The sequence below is a fragment of the Gryllotalpicola protaetiae genome, assembly GCF_003627055.1.
In the GTDB taxonomy this organism is placed as follows: domain Bacteria; phylum Actinomycetota; class Actinomycetes; order Actinomycetales; family Microbacteriaceae; genus Gryllotalpicola; species Gryllotalpicola protaetiae.
Map to the genome: position 1 here is coordinate 3,538,841 of NZ_CP032624.1, position 17,167 is coordinate 3,556,007.

Sequence of the window (17,167 nt, forward strand, 5' to 3'; positions counted from 1 at the left end):
CCTACCGGCGCCGTTCCTGCAGGGCGAACCCCACGAGGATGTCGCGCTGGATCCCGAACATCTCGCGCTCCTCAGCGGGATCCGCGTGGTCGAAGCCGAGCAGGTGCAGGATGCCGTGGGCGGTCAGCAGCTGCAGCTCCTCCTGCACGCCGTGGCCCGCGTTGTCAGCCTGTGTCTGCGCGACCTGCGGGCAGAGCACGACGTCGCCGAGCAGGCCTGGGGGGCTCGGCTGGTCCTCGGTGCCTGGGCGCAGCTCGTCCATCGGGAAGCTCAGCACATCCGTCGGGCCCGGCTCGTCCATCCACTGCACGTGCAGCTGCTCCATGGCGGCCTCGTCGACCAGCAGGATCGCGAGCTCGGCCTCCGGGCTCACATGCATGGCGTCGAGCGCATAGGCGGCCAGCCGCTGCAGGGCGGCCTCGTCGACCGCGATCGTGGACTCGTTGTTTACCTCGATGGTCATGTGTCGCTCAGTTCTTGGGGCGGCGGGGTCGGAGATTGGGGTCGGCTGCGCGCCGCTCCGCACGGTTCGCGAAGTCGCGCGCCTGCTCGCGCTCGAAATGCTGCGCCTGCTGCTTCTGGTCGTATTCGGTGTACGCGTCGACGATGCGGCCGACGAGGCTGTGCCGCACGACGTCTGCGCTCGTCAGGTATGAGAACTCGATGTCGTCGATGTCCTTCAGCACGCGGGTGACGAGGCGCAGGCCGGAGGCGCCTGCGGGAAGGTCGATCTGCGTGACATCCCCCGTGATCACCATGCGCGAGCCGAACCCGAGGCGCGTGAGGAACATCTTCATCTGCTCCGGCGTCGTGTTCTGCGCCTCGTCGAGCACGACGAACGACGAGTTGAGTGTGCGGCCGCGCATGTAGGCGAGCGGCGCGACCTCGATGGTGCCCGCTGCGAGCAGCTTGGGCACGAGCTCGGGATCCAGCATCTCGTTGAGCGCGTCGTAGAGCGGGCGCAGGTACGGGTCGATCTTGTCGGTCAGCGTGCCCGGCAGGTAGCCGAGCCGCTCCCCCGCCTCGATGGCGGGCCGCGACAGGATGATCCGGTCGACCTCCTTGCGCTGCAGCGCCTGCACGGCCTTCGCCATCGCGAGGTAGGTCTTGCCCGTTCCCGCAGGGCCGATGCCGAAGACGATGGTGTTGTCGTCGATCGCGTGCACGTAGTCGGCCTGCCCAGGCGTCATCGGCCGGATCGTCTTGCCCCGCACCTGCAGGATCGACTCGCCGAGCACCGCGCTCGGGCTGAGGCCGGCGTCGACCATCTGGCGGCCGCGGCTCACCTCGGCCGGGTGCAGGTCGTGGCCGTTCTTGACGAGGGCGATGAGCTCTTCGACGAGCGTGCGCGCGCTCGCGACCTGCTCGGGGTCGCCTGCGAGGGTGAGCTCGTTGCCGCGCACGTGCACCTGCACGGCTGGATACTGCTTCTCGAGCGTGCTCAGCAGCCGGTCCTGCGGCCCGAGCAGGCGGACCATCGCGACGCCGTCGACCTCGAGGTGCGCCTCGGCCTGCCGAGGATCGGATGCGGGCTGATCAGACAAGGGATCCTTCCGTGAGACCGCCGGCGAGAACGTGCGCGTGCACGTGGAACACGGTCTGCCCGGCGCCGGGGCCGGTGTTGAAGACGAGGCGGAAGTCGCCGTCGGCGTGCTCGTCTGCAAGCCGTTGCGCCGTCTCGACGACCTCGGCCAGCAGCTCGGGGTCGCCCGCGGCAAGCTCGCCCACGTTCGCGTACTCCTCGGTCTTCGGGACGACGAGCAGATGAACGGGGGCCTGCGGCGCGATGTCTTTGAAGGCGATCACGCGCTCAGAGTCGTAGACGACGTCTGCGGGGATCTCGCCCGCGATGATGCGCGAGAAGACCGACGGGGATTCGCTCATGCTCTCAGTCTAGAGATCAGCGGTCACCAGCGGCCGAGGGCCGCGTTGAGCACGGCGATGGCAGCAGGGCCCGCCGTCGAGGTGCGCAGCACGGTGTCGCCGAGGCGCACGGATTCGGCGCCGGCGGTTTCGAGCGCCGCCAGCTCGGCGGGGGCGATGCCGCCCTCAGGGCCGACGACGAGGACCAGCTCGCGCGCGTCAGGCACGACAGAGGCGAGCGGATGCCGCGCCGATGGCTCGAGCACCAGCACGCGGTGGGTCGCGGCGAGCCCGACGAGGTCCTTCGTCGACGCGAGCGCCGCGACCTCGGGCAGCCAGGGCCGCATCGACTGCTTCGCCGCCTCGCGGACGATCGCGGCCCAGCGGTCGCGCCCCTTCTCGAGCTTCGGGCCCGACCAGCGCGACACCGAGCGCTCTGCCTGCCACGGGATCACCCCGTCGACGCCGAGCTCGGTCGCCGCCTGAACGGCGAGCTCGTCGCGATCGCCCTTCGCGAGCGCCTGTGCGAGCAGGACGCGCGGGCTCGCGGCATCCGCTCGCCTCACCTGCTCGACCCGCACCGAGACCGCAGCCGGCGTGACCTGCTCTGCCGTGCCCTCGATGACCAGGCCGCGGCCGTTGCCGACCAGCAGTCGCTCGCCCGCTCGGGTGCGCGCGACCGCGGCGATGTGCTTCGCCTCGGCGCCGGTCACCTCGACGAGGCCGCCGACGGGCGCATCGGCGAGCTCTTCGAGCAGGTAGAAGTTCGCCACGGAGGCTCAGAGGTTCAAGAACCGGTCGCGGATCTTCGCGAACAGCCCCTGTTGGAACTGGGACAGGCGCGGCTTGTCACCCTTGTACTGCTGGGCGAAGCGCTCGATCAGCTCGCGCTCGCCTCGGCCCAGCTTGGTGGGTGTGACGACCTGGATGCCGATGCGCAGGTCACCTCTGCCGTTGCCGCGCAGGTGCGTGATGCCGCGGTTCTTGACGGTGATGATCTCCGCGCTCTGGGTGCCTGCGTGCACGTCGACGTCGACCTGGCCGTCGAGGCCGGCGAACTCGGTCGTCGTCCCGAGGATCGCATCGGCCATCGAGACCTCGAGTGTCGCGAGCAGGTCGTCGCCGTCGCGGCTGAAGACGTCGTCGTGCTTGACCTTGATCTCGAGGTAGAGGTCGCCGTTTGCGCCGCCCGCGGGGCCGGCCTCGCCGTGGCCCGGCAGCTGCAGGCGCAGGCCGGTGTCCACTCCGGCGGGGATGTCGACCGGGATCGACTTGCGGGCGCGCACCCGGCCCTGGCCCTGGCAGGTGACGCAGGGCGTCGCGATGATCGTGCCGTAGCCGCGGCACGTGCCGCACGGGCTCGAGGTCATGACGTTGCCGAGCAGCGAGCGCACCGAGCGCTGGATCGACCCGGTGCCGTTGCAGATGTCGCAGGTGACCGGGTGGGTGCCCGGCTCACAGCACGAGCCCTGGCAGCGATCGCAGAGCACGGCGGTGTCGACGTCGAGGTCACGATGCGCGCCGAAGATCACGTCGGCGAGATCGATCTCGACGCGCAGCAACGCGTCCTGGCCGCGCTCGCGGCGCGACTTCGGGCCTCGACTGCCACCCCCGCCGCCGAAGAAGGTCGAGAAGATGTCCTCGAACCCCCCGAAGCCCTGGCCGCCGCCGAACGGGCCCGCCTGGGGCCCGAGGTCGTACTGCTCGCGCTGTTTCGGGTCCGACAGCACGTCGTAGGCGTGCGTGACGAGCTTGAACCGCTCAGCGGCTTCAGGGCTCGGATTCACGTCGGGATGCAGCTCGCGCGCGAGCCGGCGGTACGCCTTCTTGATCTCGTCGGGGCTGGCCTCGCGCTCGACGCCGAGGACTTCATAGTGGTCTGCTGCCACTGGTGGCGGCTCCTTAGTTCAGTTCAGGCCTGGTCGCCGAGTGCACGGCTCAGGTAGCGGGCGACGGCGCGCACGGCGGCCATGTTCGTCGAATAGTCCATGCGGGTCGGGCCGAGCACGCCGAGGCGCGCGATCGCGCCGCCCGCTGTGCCGTAGCCCGTGGTCAGCACCGACGTCTCCGCGAGCCCGAACGGCTCGTTCTCGCGCCCGATCGACACGCTGACGTCGCGGTTGCCGACGACACCGTGCTGCTCGGCTGCCATCTCGCCGAAGAGCTTGAGCAGCTCGACCTGCTCTTCAATGGCCTCCATGATCGGGTAGATGCTGCCGGTGAAGTCGTGCTCGGTGCGCACCAGGTTCGCGGTGCCTGCCATGATCAGGCGCTCCTGCCTGGTCGAGCCGATGATGCCGGCGACCGAGGCGAGCAGCTCGGTCACGAGCGGCCGGGAGGCGTCTGGGAAGCGCTCGGCGAGGGCGGGGAGCGCGGTTGCGGCATCCGCCATGGGCATGCCCGCCAGCGTGTCGTTGGCCGCGTCACGCAGGGTGCGCAGCACCGCGTCGTCGTGATCGACGGCGAGCTCGACCACTCGCTGCTCGACGACGCCGGTGTCGGCGATGAGCACGGCGAGCACGCGACGGGGCGCGAGCGCCACGAACTCGAGATGCTGGATGCGAGCGCGAGACACCGACGGGTACTGGATGAGGGCGACCTGGTGGGTCAGTTGCGCAAGGGCGCGCACCGTGCGCGCGAGCACATCGTCGATGTCGACCGAGGCCCCGAGGAAGATCTCGACCGCGTGGCGCTGCGCCGAGGTGAGCGGCCGCACGTCGGTCAGCTGGTCGACGAACACCCGATAGCCCTTGTCGGTCGGCACACGGCCGGACGAGGTGTGGGGCGCCGCGATCAGCTCTTCGTCTTCGAGCAGGGCCATGTCGTTGCGGATCGTCGCGGCCGAGACCCCGAAGCGGTGCTTGTCGACGATGCTCTTCGAGCCGACCGGCTCGCGCGTCGAGACGTAGTCCTGCACGATGGCGCGGAGCACCGCGAGTCCACGTTCAGAAACCATCGACGATGCTCCCTTCCGCGACTGGCACTCAAGACCTATGAGTGCCAACGATACCAGTGGTGTCGCGCTCTCTATCGATCTTCGACGCACTCATGAGTTCCATAGAGAAGCGCCGCGCCGCTGTGATGTATGGCTTCGGCCCCGAATGCGTGATTCGCAAGGTGCGTGATGAGGTTGCCGTGCACGGTCCTGCTTCTGTCGCGGTGCGCGTGGACCCCCTGTCGATCACGGACGCCGAGTTTTGGCGCCTCGCCCGGGCTCATCTCAGGAGTACTGTCTGGAGGCACTTCGTCCTGTGGGCTACCGGTGTGTATACGGCCGGAGCACATGGGATTCAGCCCGGCCGCTTACGACGCGTTGGAAGCGATCGCCCCGTACCCGGGCGAGCCTGTTCCGCCTGAGCTGATCGAAGCCGCACGCGCGACCTTCGCCCCACAGGGTTAGCTCCGGTCGTCCCCGCCGCCAACATCCCCGAGCGGCGGTGGGCTCGTTTGCCCGAGGAGGTTCCGCGGACCCGTGCCGACAGTGGTCAAGATCGACAGGTACCACCACAAAAGCTTCCCATTCGGAATAGGCGAGTCATATGTTTGTCATGGCTGACGCACACGCCGGTCATATCGTTCAATTGGGGGGAATGAGTTGCATATTCCATTCGGCTTTCGAAGAAAAGCTTCATCCGGGCTGGCGCTCGTCTTGCTTGCAGCGGCTGTCGGAATTGGAGCTTCGCCGACCGGGTCCGATGGGCCATTGACGATCTCGCTCTCGCTGTGAGTGACTCAACCGGAAGATCTGTGACAGTGCTGTCGCACACCGGTGACGAGGCAGAACAGACTTGGGCCGGAGAAACGCCCTCAGGTATACCGTTCAGTGCTGTCATTCAGGGGGCGCCAGACAGTCTTGAGACCGTGCCCGAGCTGCCCGCCCAGGACTCAAGAGATGGGAGTGCGGCGCCACCGATCGCGGACCCACGCGAGGTACGCGCCGACGGGACAATCGCGATCGAAGAAGGGGTCAACGGGTCTGCCACAGACTTCAGCACCTTCAAGCCAAAGTTTGCCTACGGAGTCACTCCGTCAACAGTGACCTTAACCTGGGCGCCGATCACGGGAGCGGAGCAGTACGCGGTATCGCGAAATGGGATCGTCCTTGTGCGTCTCAATAGCGGCGAAGACTCATTTCACGACACAGACCTTGCCCCCGCGACAGAGTACGAATACCAGCTCTCGGCTTCTGGCGTGAGCGATGACGGACTGCCCACACAACTAAGCGCCCGAACAGTAGAAATACAGACGGCTGGGAACCAACTCAAACGCTCTTCGAACGGATCCGTTGTTCCATTTACTAACCAGCCATATGACACAGCATTCGTGTGGAAGACGTTTATTCCTCAGAGTCGAGTTGATCTCGATTTCTTTGCGACGATTTCCTGCGGGGCGATCGGAGACGGCGGAGTGCAATTCGGCGGAGATAATCGGGGATATCAGACACCCAATTCTTCGACGCCAAATGAGACACCAGACTACCGTACTCAAATGTTTGTCAACGTCAACTGGGATAACCCGTCTCCATATGATTTCTATCTCGGCAAGTATGTAAATGCTTCGACAAAGTACGACGATGGTGTCCTCGTTGATACCGAAACAGCGTCGGCTGACGGTATGACATTCACAAATGTTCAGCATAGTGGGAACTTCGCAAGCGTGCGGCTCAATCATGACGTCGGGAACCCATTTTGCTCGGCAGGGTCGATCAAGTACAACGCAAACATCAATTTCTACCGAAGCGGTACTGTCGAGGTGGTCGGTTCTCGCGCGCCGGTGCCCGATCATGAGGGATACGCTCGCTTCAATAACACCGGTTCGGAATTCTGGGTAACGATGTTCAATCGCGATAATAAGGGGTTTGACTGCCTCTCTGGCGGGTGCACCCCGGACGACATCATTACGTCGCAGTCACGATGAGGAAGGAGCCGGTGAGCACTCAAGAGACAAAGGCGGTCGCGATCTGGCCGATGATGTGCTCTGTGCTCACCGGCGCCGCATTGATTGCCTTCATGGGCGCCCTGCCTAGCATCGCGATTAATCCGGTCAGCATTTTGGTCTATTTTGCATATTTGGACGTTCTCGGGATTGTTCTCACATTTGGTGCCGTGAAACTTGAGTCGTTGATAGCCCCCGTGGCGCCACCGCCTGTTGGTCGTGCGTTTGTTTTCGCTACGGGTGGAAGTTTTTTGGCAATTCCTTTCGCTATCGTGGGCCTACTGGTCGACGGGAGCGCAGCGGCATGGATATTCGGATTGGTATGCGGCGCTGTGATCGGTGCGGTCAGTGGATCCCTTTATCCGTCGCTTCGGACCATGCCGAGGCTCTCCTCGACCTTGGGATGCACGTGGCTCTCAATGGGCCAATTGGGCGTGCCATTTGCGGTAGTTAACCTGGTGAACTGGTGAGTAGCTGGCCGACGAGCCCGACAGTCGCCCCCGGCCGTTTAGTCTGTGTCAAGCTAACGGGGAAAAATTCGCAACAAGCTAAAGGACGCACCCGATGTCGTACACGCCCCCGCCCCTGCGAGCCGACGAAGAGCGCACGTGGGCGATCCTCGTGCACGTCATCGCGGGCGGCCTCAACCTGATCACCGGCGGCCTGTTCGCCGGGCTCATCGGCGCGATCGTCGTCTACGTCGTCTTCAAGGACCGCGGTCCGTTCATCCGGCAGCACGCGACGACGACGCTCAACTTCCAGATCACCCTCGTGATCGCCGAGATCATCGGGCTCATCCTCACTCTCGCGATCATCGGGTTCTTCCTGCTCGCGGCGATCTGGATCGTGAACATCATCTTCAGCATCCTGGGCGCACTCGCGGCCAACCGGGGCGAGCCGTACTACTACCCGCTCGCGATCAGGTTTTTCAAGTAAGCCGGCGCACGACCGCGTCGGCGAGCAGGCGGCCGCGCAGGGTGAGGCGGATGCTTCCGCTGATCGCGGCCGCGCCGTCGATCAGCCCCTCGGCGATGAGCCCGGCGATCTCGTGCCGTGCGTCGGCGTCGAGCTCGGCGGCGGGCAGCCCCTCGACGATGCGGACCTTGAGCAGCACGTCCTCGACGCGACGCGTCTCGTCGTCGAGGGTCTCGCGGCCGGCCGCGGGCGACTCCCCCGCGAGCACGCGCTGCGCGTACGCCGCGGGGTGCTTGACGTTCCACCAGCGCACCCCGCCGATGTGGCTGTGCGCGCCGGGGCCGATGCCCCACCAGTCGGCGCCGCGCCAGTAGCCGAGGTTGTGCCGCGAACGGTGCTGCGGCCCCTTCGCCCAGTTCGACACCTCGTACCAGCCGTAGCCGGCGGCGGCGAACGTGGCATCGGCGGTCTCGTACATGTCGGCCGTCAGGTCGTCGTCCGGCTCCGCCACCTCGCCGCGGCGGATCTGCCGGGCGAGCTTGGTGCCCTCCTCCACGATCAGCGCGTAGGCGCTGAGGTGATCGGGCTGCGTCGCCAGGGCGGCGTCGAGCGAACGGCGCCAGTCGTCGATGGTCTCCCCCGGCGTGCCGTAGATCAGATCGAGGCTGACGTCGAGGCCTGCGTCGCGCGCCCACTCGACGACGAGAGGAACACGCTCGGGGTCGTGCGTGCGCTCGAGGGTCGCGAGCACGCTGGGCACGGCGGACTGCATGCCGAAGCTCACGCGGGTGAAGCCCGCTGCGGCGAGGGATTGGAGTGCGGCCGCGTCGACCGAGTCGGGGTTCGCTTCGGTCGTCACCTCGGCGTCAAGCGCGAGACCCCAGGTGTCGCGCACGGCGGCGAGCATGCGGCCGAGATCGCCGGGGGGCAGCAGGGTCGGTGTTCCGCCGCCGAAGAACACCGTCGCAGCGGGGCGCGCCGGAAGGCCGGAGCCCTCGAGCACCCGGGCGGCGAGTTCGACCTCGGCGATCGCCTGGTCCGCGTAATCCGTCTGCCTCACGCCGCGCAGCTCGCTCGCGGTGTACGTGTTGAAATCGCAGTAGCCGCACCGCACGCGGCAGAACGGCACGTGCAGGTAGACGCCGAAGTCGCGCGCGTGCGCGCCGACGGAGGCCTGCGCGGGAAGCAGGCCGTCGGCAGGGGCCGGGTCGCCGAGGGGAAGGGCGCTAGGCGGCATTGATCGGATGCAGCGCGCGCAGGTACTTCGCCGTGATGTCCTTGCGCACACTGCTCGCGACGGGCGTCAGCAGACGCCAGCCGAAGGATGAGGCGCGCGAGAAGCTGCGCACGGTGAGCCAGACGGAGTCGTCGTCGCGGTGCTCGAGGATGAACGCCTCTTCGCCGCTCTGCGGGTGCCCCTGCAAGGTCCCGTAGGCGAAGCCGACGCGCTTCGGGTCGTCGATGACGTAGACCACGCGCACCGGCGCGTCGACGGTGATCGGGCCGACCTTGGTCTTGAGCACGGCCGACATGCCGTTCGAGATGAGCGGCTCGCCCTCGTCGTTGTAGACCGCCTCGGCGCCGCCCGCCTCGCGCATGCCGACCGGCGTGCCGTCTTCGCTGTAGCGGATGCCGGCGTACTGCTCGCCCGTGCCGAGGTCGACGTGCGTCACCTTGAGGCCCGCGCCGCGCTGCACGCCCCACGACATGAGGGCGGCCTTCGAGGTCTCCCAGCGCTCGTCGCCGCTGCCGAGGCGCACGCTGCGCTCCATCGGCTTGAAGCCGGGCGGCGGGTACTGCAGCAGGTCGAGCGCCTGCGTGCCGCCGATCGCGCCGTAGGTCACCGGGGACTCCGGCGCCCCCTCGCGGCCGCGGCGCTGGGCGCTCACTTGTCCTTCTCCTTGCGCTCCGTATCTCCGGATAGGGCGGCGATGAATGCTTCCTGCGGGACCTCGACGCGGCCGACCATCTTCATGCGCTTCTTGCCCTCCTTCTGCTTCTCGAGCAGCTTGCGCTTGCGGGTGATGTCACCGCCATAGCACTTGGCGAGCACGTCCTTGCGCATCGCGCGGATCGACTCGCGGGCGATGATACGTGCCCCGATGGCCGCCTGCACAGGCACTTCGAACTGCTGGCGAGGGATGAGCTCCTTCAGGCGCCCGGTCATGAGCACGCCGTACGCGTACGCCTTCTCGCGATGCACGATCGCGCTGAACGCGTCGACCTGCTCGCCCTGCAGCAGGATGTCGACCTTCACCAGGTCGGCCTCCTGCTCGCCGGCGGGCTCGTAGTCGAGGCTCGCGTAGCCCTGCGTGCGGCTCTTCAGCTGGTCGAAGAAGTCGAAGACGATCTCGCCGAGGGGCATCGTGTACTTGATCTCGACGCGGTCCTCGCTGAGGTAGTCCATACCGATCAGGGCACCGCGGCGCGACTGGCAGAGGTCCATGATCGTGCCGACGTAGTCCTTCGGCGCGAGGATCGCGGCGCGCACCATCGGCTCGCGAACCGTGTCGATCTTCCCCGTCGGGAACTCGGAGGGGTTCGTGACGGTGACGGTCTTCTTGTCCTCCGTCGTCACCTCGTAGATCACGCTCGGGGCCGTCGTGATGATGTCGAGGCCGAACTCGCGCTCGAGGCGCTCCGTCACGATCTCGAGGTGCAGCAGGCCGAGGAAACCGCAGCGGAACCCGAAGCCGAGGGCCACCGACGTCTCGGGCTCGTAGTTCAGCGCGGCATCCGACAGCTTCAGCTTGTCGAGCGCCTCGCGCAGCTCGGGGTAGTCGCTCGCGTCGATCGGGTACAGGCCGGAGAACACCATCGGCTTCGGGTCGGTGTAGCCCGCGAGCGCGTCCTTGGCCGGTTTCACCGCATCGGTCACGGTGTCGCCGACCTTCGACTGGCGCACGTCCTTCACACCGGTGATCAGGTAGCCGACCTCGCCGACGCCGAGCCCCTTGGTGGGCGTCGGCTCGGGCGATGAGACGCCGATCTCGAGCAGCTCGTGCGTCGCGCGCGTCGACATCATCTGGATCCGCTGGCGAGGGGTCAGCTTGCCGTCGACCATGCGCACATAGGTGACGACACCGCGGTACGCGTCGTAGACCGAGTCGAAGATCATGGCGCGGGCGGGAGCGGATGCGTCGCCCTTCGGCGCCGGGATGCGCTCGACGACCCGGTCGAGCAGCACGTCGACGCCCTGGCCGGTCTTGCCCGAGACGCGCAGCACGTCATCGGGGCTGCCGCCGATCAGATTCGCGAGCTCCGCAGCATACTTCTCGGGGTCGGCCGCAGGCAGATCGATCTTGTTGAGCACCGGGATGATCTCGAGGTCGTTCTCGAGCGCGAGGTACAGATTCGCGAGCGTCTGCGCCTCGATGCCCTGCGCGGCGTCGACGAGCAGGATCGCGCCCTCGCACGCGGCGAGCGAGCGGGACACCTCGTAGGTGAAGTCGACGTGCCCAGGGGTGTCGATCATGTTGAGCGCGAAGGTCTCGCCGTCGCGCTCCCACGGCATCCGCACCGCCTGGCTCTTGATCGTGATGCCGCGCTCGCGCTCGATGTCCATGCGGTCGAGGTACTGCGCGCGCATGTCCCGGTCCTGCACGATGCCGGTCAGCTGCAGCATCCGATCGGCCAGGGTCGACTTGCCGTGGTCGATGTGCGCGATGATGCAGAAATTGCGGATGCGTGCCGGGTCGGTCGCTGCGGGCTGGAGGGCCGTCTGGGCTCGTGGTGACATGTCACCGACGATTCTCTCAGACCACGGATGGAAGGCGGCTCAGCCCCTCGAGCAGGTCGGAAGTAGGGCTCGCGGCGCACACGCGGATCCAGCCCTCACCCGACGGGCCGAAGGCGCTGCCGGGCGCGACGGCCACACGCTGCTCGGTGACGAAGCGCTCGGCCCAGGCCTGCACGTCGCCGCCGGAGGCGTGCGACACATCGATCCAGAGATAGAAGGCGCCCTGCGGCTCGTAGTGGCGGATGCCGCGCTCGCGCAGCAGCGCTGTCGCCCGCGCCACATTGTCGCGGTAGTGCGCGGCGGCATCGGTCACGGCATCCTGCGGGCCGGTCAGCGCCGCGACGGCCGCATACTGCGCCGGCGCGTTGATGCAGCTGATCGACCCTTCCTGCACACGCCGCAGCTCGTCGCCGAAGCCCGGTGGGGTGACGAGATAGCCGGCGCGGATGCCGGTCATGGCGTACGTCTTCGACAGCGAGAACACCGACAGCACCCGGTCGTCCCGGTCGAGGCTTGCGATCGAGACGTGCGGCGCGCCGTGCGCGAAGTACTCGTAGACCTCGTCACTGATGACCCAGAGGTCGTGCCGCGCGGCGAACGCGAGCACGTCGCGCAGGGTCTGCTCTGGAAAGACCACGCCGAGCGGGTTCGACGGCGAGTTGACGAGCAGCGCCCGGGTCCGCGGGGTGACGAGCGCCTCGAGGTCGGCGATCTGCGGCAGGAATCCGCTCTCTGCCTTCAAGCCGTAGCGCACCGGGACCGCGCTGTGCATGCGCGCAGCCATCGTGAACGTCGTGTAGCCGGGGTCCGGCACCAGGATCTCGTCGGCCGGGTCGAGCACGAGACCCTGCGCCTGGTAGAGCGCCTGGGTGGCGCCGATCGTGCTCCAGACCTGATCGACGCCGACATCGATGCCGTTGACCCGCGAGAGCTTGTCGACGACCGCCTCGCGGAACTCGAGGACGCCGCCGTTCGGCGTGTAGTCGGTGAACCCGTCCGCCCAGGCGCGCATGGCCGCCGCCGCGATGTGCGGCGCGGGCTCGGCGTCGGGCTCGCCGATCGCGAGCATGATCACATCGGGCAGGTGATGCGCGGCCTCGAAGACGCGGCGGATTCCTGAGGCGGGGACCGAGGCGATGTGGCGCGCGAGCTCTGGCATGCCCTCGAGGTTATCCGGGCGACCAGGGCACTCTGGTAGCATTGGTCCTTGGCTTGCGCACGTGTCCCACACGCGTGCGAATCGCCGCCGGTGCCCCTCTACCACCTGGTGGCTTTTTATCAGTCCGTTCAACCGAAAGAGCACATCAGTGGCAAACATCAAGTCGCAGCTCAAGCGCATCAAGACCAACCGCAAGGCCGAAGAGCGCAACAAGGCCATCAAGAGCGAGCTCAAGACCGCCGTTCGCGCGACCCGCACCGCCGTCGCCGCCGGCGACGCCGACAAGGCGGCTGCCGCGCTCAAGACCGCGTCGAAGAAGCTCGACAAGGCCGTGAGCAAGGGCGTCATCCACAAGAACCAGGCCGCGAACCGCAAGTCGGGCCTGGCCAAGCTGGTCGCCACCCTGTAAGCAGCCTGCTCCACGATCAAGGCCCCGCCGAGGCGGGGCCTTTTTCTATGCCTGCCGGCCTTTCGCTGCGACGATGCGCACGAGTCTCTCGAGCGCGAACACCGGGTCGCGGCCGCCGCCCTTCACCTCGGCGTCGGCCGCGGCGAGGGCCTGGACCGCGACGGCGAGACCCTTCTCGTCCCAGCCCTGCAGTTCTTCGCGGGCGCGCTTCACCTGCCACGGCGAGAGGCCGAATCGGCTCGCGAGCTGGCCGTCTGCGCCGCGGGACCCCTTGAGCTTCGCCATGGTGCGCACCTTGCTCGCGAAGGCCGCGACCATCGGAACCGGGTCGGCGCCGCTTGCGAGAGCGTGCCGCAGAGTGACCAGCGCCTCGCCATACCGCCCGGCGATCGCCGCGTCGGCGACGGCGAACGAGTTCACTTCGACGCGGCCGCCGTAGTAGCTGTCGACGATCTTCTCGTCGATCTCGGCTGCCGTGTCGCTGATCAGCTGCTGACAGGCGGACGCGAGCTCGGCGAGGTCGTCGGCGAACGCGGAGACGACGGCGCGCAACGCGGGCGGAGTGATCTTCTTGCCGGCCCGCCGGAACTCGTCGCGGGCGAAGTCGAACTTGTCGGAGTCGCGCTTGAGCTCGGCGCACACGATCTCGACCCCATCGCCGCGGCCGGAGCGGAGCTCGTCGAGCAGCTTCTTCCCCCGCACTCCCCCGCCGTGGCGAAGCACGAGCACTGCGCCCTCGTCGGGAGCGGCGAGATAGTCGAGGGTCTCAAGGATGAACGCGTCAGAGGCCTTCTCGACGTTGCTGGCGCGAATCAGCCGTGGTTCGCCGAACAGCGACGGGCTCGCGAACGTGACCAGCTCACCCGGAGCGTAATCGGCGGCATCGATGTCGCTGACCTCGAGGCTCGGGTCTGCTTCTTTGAGCCGGTCGCGCAGCAGGCGGATCGCCCGGTCGGCCAGCACCGTCTCGGTGCCGGAGACGAGCACCACAGGCGCCGGGCGCACCTGCGCCCAGCTCAACTGCGGGATGGCGGTCTTCGCGGCCACTCGTCCTCCTTGCCTCTTCGAGCCTACCGGCCGGCGGGCGCCGTCATCGCCGCGCAGGCGTCCACAGCGCGGCATCCGCCGCCTTCTTGTGGGTCCACAGTGCGAGGGAACCGGCGTGAGCAGTCACCAGCACCATGCCCTCGAGGTCGGTGCGAGCGGGTTGGGTGCCGGCCGCTCGCAGCAGCCCGAGCAGCTTGGCGGTCGGGTGGCCGTATGAGTTGCCGAGACCGCAGGAGATCAGGCCGAGCCTCGCGCGGATCAGGCCGTAGAGTCGGGCGCTCTGGTCCGCCGAGCCATGATGGGCGACCTTCACGATGTCGATACGGGGCAGGGCGCCCTCGGCCAAGATCGCGTCCTGCGCCTTCTCATCGAGGTCGGCGAGGAAGAGCATGCGGATGCCATGGCCTTCGACCTCGAGCGTCACGCCGCCCTCGTTGCTCGTCGACATGTCCGGGTGGGCTCCGTCCGGCCAGAGCACCTGCCAGCGCAGGCCGCCGAGCGAGCCCTCATCGCCGCGCTGCCCGAAGCGGGTGGACACGCCGTGCCGATGCAGCTCGTCGACGCGGCGGTCGGCCGCGGCATCGCCCGGCGGCGGCGTGCCGATGACCGCGGTGCTGACCATGCCCGCCACGGCGCCGAGGCCGCCGACGTGATCGGCGTCGTAATGCGTGAGCACGAGCAGATCGAGACGGCGGATGCCGAGCTGGCGCATGCACGCCGTCAGCGCCTTCGGCTCGGGCCCGGTGTCGATGAGCCCATAGCTCGCGCCGTCGTGCAGAACGATGGCGTCCCCCTGACCGATGTCGCACAACCCGACCACCCAGTCGCGCGGCGTCGTGGCGCGTGCGGCGACGGCAGGCCCGGCCTGCAGAGCGAGCGCGACGACGATCAGCAGGGCGGATGCCCCGGCGACCGCGCCTCGCGCCCGGCGGCCGCGTGCCGTGCTCGGCCGAGCGATGACCACGACGACCGCGACCGTGAGCACGACGGCGAGGCCGAATCCCGCGATGCCGGCCGGCCAGGGAAGCGCTGCCGCGGGAAGCGTTGTGGAGGTGCGGGCGATGCCGGCGATCCAGGCTGCGGGCGCCCACGCCGCCCACAGGAGCGGTGCCGCGAAGGCGGTCGACAGCGGCACCAGCAGGCATCCGATCAACCCGATCACGGTCGCGACCGGCGCAGCCGGCTCGGCCAGCACATTGGCGACCACGCCGTAGACCGGAACGGTGGGATTCAGCAGCACGAGCACCGGCTGACAGGCGAGCTGGGCGGCGATCGGGACGGAGAGGCCGAGAGCGAGCCAGCGCGGCAACCAGCGTTCGAGCCGGGCCGCGAGCGGCGGCGCGAGCACGAGCAACGCGGCAGTCGCGACGACAGACAGCGCGAAGCCGTAGTCGCGGGCGAGCCACGGATTCTGCATGAGCAGCACCAGCACGGCGAGAGCGAGCGCCGGGAGCGCGCGGCCCGGGCGCCCGAGCGCGGTGCCCAGCACGACGATGGAGGCCATCACGGCCGCGCGCAGCACGCTCGCGCCGGGAGTCACGAGGACGACGAACCCTGCGAGCCCCACGAGCGCCGCCACGACGCGCCACCCGCGCGGCAGGCCGACCGCAGCCGCGAGCGCGAGCAGCCCGGCGATGATCACGGCGCAGTTCGAGCCGGACACCGCCGTGAGGTGGCTGAGCGACGCCGCCTTCATGCTCGCGTCCAGGTCGGCGCCGACGCGGGTCTCGTCGCCGATGACGAGCCCTGGCAGGAGTTCGCCGCCATCCCCAGGCAGCTGCGCGGTCGCCGTGCCGAAGCGGGTGCGCAAGCCGTCGGCCCACCCGAGCCAGGCGGGTGGCGGCGCCTCCTCCCGCCAGGAGTCCGCATACAGGGTGAGCGCCACGTCGTCTTCGGGTGCCGAGGTTTTCGCCGTTCCCGACATGTGCACCCGCTCGCCGATGCGCGGCTCGTGCGCGCCGCGCATCGAGTACACGAGAACCGGGATGCGCCCGCCGATGTGCGCGCGGCCCACGTCGACTTCGACCGCAGTGGCGTGAAAGCTCACCCGATCGCCGCCGCCGAAGGGTGCGCCCGCAGCGGCGCGAGTGCCCGAGTCGACTGTCGCGAGAACAGCGACGGAGTGCCCGCTCGCACGCTCGTCGAGCTCGGGCGGGTGACGCAGCGGCGCGGCGACCGCGGTCGCAGCGGCCGCCAGCCCGATCGCGGCGATGGTCAGCGCCGCACTGCCGGCGAGACGGCGGCGGCCGCGGAATCCGATCACGACAGCCGCGACGGCAAGGAGCCCTGAGACCGCCGCGCACCACCACCCTGCCTCCGGCCGGGCGACGAGCACGCCCGCCGTCGCCCACGCGGCGGCCGCAGGCGGCACGAGCCGCAAGTCGAGTCCGCGGCGCCTCACCGCACCACGACCAGGTCCTTGAGATCGGCGAAGGTCTTGTCGCCGATACCCGTGACGTTCTTCAGATCGTCGACGGACGCGAACTTCCCGTTCTGCGTGCGCCAGTCGACGATGCGCTGCGCCATCGCCGGGCCGACGCGCGGCAGGGTCTCAAGCTGTTCCAACGTGGCCGTGTTGAGGTCGACCTTCGCGTCGGGTCCGGGTCCGCTGCCGGTGGCTGTGGAGTCCGCCGGCGCAGCCGGCGGCACCTCCCCCGGTTTCGGAATGTCCACCTGCTGGCCATCGACGAGCATCTGTGCCAGGTTCACCCCGTTCTGATCCGCCTCAGCGGCGAACCCGCCGGCGGCGCCGACTGCGTCGATCACGCGGGCGCCGTCGGACAGCTCGTACACCCCCGGCCGGTTCACCTGCCCGAGCACATGCACGACGACGGGTGCCGCAGCCATCGGTTTCGGCGACGCAGGCGTTATGCCCACATCCGGTGACGGCGCCGGCTCGGCGAGAGGCTGTGCTCCCCCGCCGCCGGAGACGAGGCCGGCGACCACCGCGACCGCGACGCCGAGAACGAGCAGCGCCACGGCCGCGCCGAGCCCGACGCGCCACCGCGGGCCGACGCGAGCCGAGGCGGCCAGTGCCTCTTCCGGCTCCTGTGCGGTTTCGCTCACCCGGCGAGGCTAGGGGCCGCCGCGGGAGCAGCAG

17 protein-coding genes are annotated in these 17,167 nt (G+C 68.4%); 4 read left to right on the top strand and 13 right to left on the bottom strand.

Annotated features, from left to right (window positions below):
* Position 1: 1 nt before the first annotated feature.
* The 6 genes from ybeY to hrcA are packed head-to-tail and all read right to left on the bottom strand — an operon-like array spanning position 2 to position 4,819.
* A complete protein-coding gene (gene ybeY, locus D7I44_RS17260; RefSeq protein ID WP_120790616.1) occupies positions 2 to 463 on the bottom strand; it encodes an rRNA maturation RNase YbeY in 462 nt (153 codons plus the stop codon).
* A gap of 7 nt (positions 464 to 470) precedes the next feature.
* Positions 471 to 1,478, bottom strand: coding sequence for a PhoH family protein (locus D7I44_RS17265; protein WP_120791045.1), 1,008 nt, complete (start codon positions 1,476 to 1,478; stop codon positions 471 to 473).
* 58 nt (positions 1,479 to 1,536) lie between these two features.
* On the bottom strand, positions 1,537 to 1,884 hold the full coding sequence (locus D7I44_RS17270; protein WP_120790617.1) for a histidine triad nucleotide-binding protein: 348 nt from the start codon (positions 1,882 to 1,884) through the stop codon (positions 1,537 to 1,539).
* Between the two features lie 23 nt (positions 1,885 to 1,907).
* Complete coding sequence (locus D7I44_RS17275) at positions 1,908 to 2,636, bottom strand: 16S rRNA (uracil(1498)-N(3))-methyltransferase (protein WP_120790618.1); 729 nt, start codon at positions 2,634 to 2,636, stop codon at positions 1,908 to 1,910.
* A gap of 6 nt (positions 2,637 to 2,642) precedes the next feature.
* Complete coding sequence (gene dnaJ / locus D7I44_RS17280; protein WP_120790619.1) at positions 2,643 to 3,752, bottom strand: molecular chaperone DnaJ; 1,110 nt, start codon at positions 3,750 to 3,752, stop codon at positions 2,643 to 2,645.
* A gap of 23 nt (positions 3,753 to 3,775) precedes the next feature.
* Positions 3,776 to 4,819, bottom strand: a complete 1,044-nt coding sequence (gene hrcA, locus D7I44_RS17285) for a heat-inducible transcriptional repressor HrcA (RefSeq protein WP_120790620.1) — start codon at positions 4,817 to 4,819, stop codon at positions 3,776 to 3,778.
* A gap of 905 nt (positions 4,820 to 5,724) precedes the next feature.
* Between hrcA and D7I44_RS18345 the strand changes: the two genes are divergently transcribed.
* The 3 genes from D7I44_RS18345 to D7I44_RS17290 all read left to right on the top strand — a co-directional run bounded on the left by D7I44_RS18345 (position 5,725) and on the right by D7I44_RS17290 (position 7,734).
* Entirely contained in the window at positions 5,725 to 6,780 is a 1,056-nt protein-coding gene (locus tag D7I44_RS18345) for a hypothetical protein (RefSeq protein WP_162940348.1), read from the top strand.
* An 11-nt stretch (positions 6,781 to 6,791) separates the two neighbouring features.
* Positions 6,792 to 7,268: a hypothetical protein gene (locus tag D7I44_RS18350; protein WP_162940349.1), complete on the top strand. Its 477-nt coding sequence runs from the start codon at positions 6,792 to 6,794 to the stop codon at positions 7,266 to 7,268.
* A gap of 94 nt (positions 7,269 to 7,362) precedes the next feature.
* The gene (locus D7I44_RS17290; RefSeq protein WP_120790621.1) at positions 7,363 to 7,734 is read left to right on the top strand and encodes a DUF4870 domain-containing protein; all 372 of its coding nucleotides are present in this window, start codon (positions 7,363 to 7,365) and stop codon (positions 7,732 to 7,734) included.
* Here the strand turns inward: D7I44_RS17290 and hemW are convergent.
* The 4 genes from hemW to D7I44_RS17310 are packed head-to-tail and all read right to left on the bottom strand — an operon-like array spanning position 7,727 to position 12,611.
* Entirely contained in the window at positions 7,727 to 8,950 is a 1,224-nt protein-coding gene (gene hemW, locus D7I44_RS17295) for a radical SAM family heme chaperone HemW (RefSeq protein ID WP_120790622.1), read from the bottom strand. The genes D7I44_RS17290 and hemW overlap by 8 nt on opposite strands.
* The gene (locus D7I44_RS17300) at positions 8,940 to 9,602 is read right to left on the bottom strand and encodes a DUF1990 domain-containing protein (RefSeq protein ID WP_245979784.1); all 663 of its coding nucleotides are present in this window, start codon (positions 9,600 to 9,602) and stop codon (positions 8,940 to 8,942) included. Before D7I44_RS17300 ends, hemW begins: the two co-directional genes overlap by 11 nt.
* Complete coding sequence (gene lepA / locus D7I44_RS17305) at positions 9,599 to 11,452, bottom strand: translation elongation factor 4 (protein WP_120790623.1); 1,854 nt, start codon at positions 11,450 to 11,452, stop codon at positions 9,599 to 9,601. Before lepA ends, D7I44_RS17300 begins: the two co-directional genes overlap by 4 nt.
* A gap of 16 nt (positions 11,453 to 11,468) precedes the next feature.
* The gene (locus D7I44_RS17310) at positions 11,469 to 12,611 is read right to left on the bottom strand and encodes a pyridoxal phosphate-dependent aminotransferase (RefSeq protein WP_120790624.1); all 1,143 of its coding nucleotides are present in this window, start codon (positions 12,609 to 12,611) and stop codon (positions 11,469 to 11,471) included.
* Positions 12,612 to 12,759: 148 nt separating this feature from the next.
* Between D7I44_RS17310 and rpsT the strand changes: the two genes are divergently transcribed.
* On the top strand, positions 12,760 to 13,020 hold the full coding sequence (gene rpsT / locus D7I44_RS17315; RefSeq protein WP_120790625.1) for a 30S ribosomal protein S20: 261 nt from the start codon (positions 12,760 to 12,762) through the stop codon (positions 13,018 to 13,020).
* Between the two features lie 45 nt (positions 13,021 to 13,065).
* Here rpsT and holA read toward each other — a convergent pair whose 3' ends face one another.
* Genes holA through D7I44_RS17330 form a run of 3 tightly spaced genes read right to left on the bottom strand, consistent with a single transcriptional unit; the run spans position 13,066 to position 17,133 of the window.
* Entirely contained in the window at positions 13,066 to 14,142 is a 1,077-nt protein-coding gene (gene holA, locus D7I44_RS17320; RefSeq protein ID WP_120790626.1) for a DNA polymerase III subunit delta, read from the bottom strand.
* On the bottom strand, positions 14,111 to 16,468 hold the full coding sequence (locus tag D7I44_RS17325; RefSeq protein WP_120790627.1) for a ComEC/Rec2 family competence protein: 2,358 nt from the start codon (positions 16,466 to 16,468) through the stop codon (positions 14,111 to 14,113). Before D7I44_RS17325 ends, holA begins: the two co-directional genes overlap by 32 nt.
* Complete coding sequence (locus D7I44_RS17330; RefSeq protein ID WP_245979791.1) at positions 16,465 to 17,133, bottom strand: helix-hairpin-helix domain-containing protein; 669 nt, start codon at positions 17,131 to 17,133, stop codon at positions 16,465 to 16,467. Before D7I44_RS17330 ends, D7I44_RS17325 begins: the two co-directional genes overlap by 4 nt.
* Positions 17,134 to 17,167 lie beyond the last annotated feature (34 nt).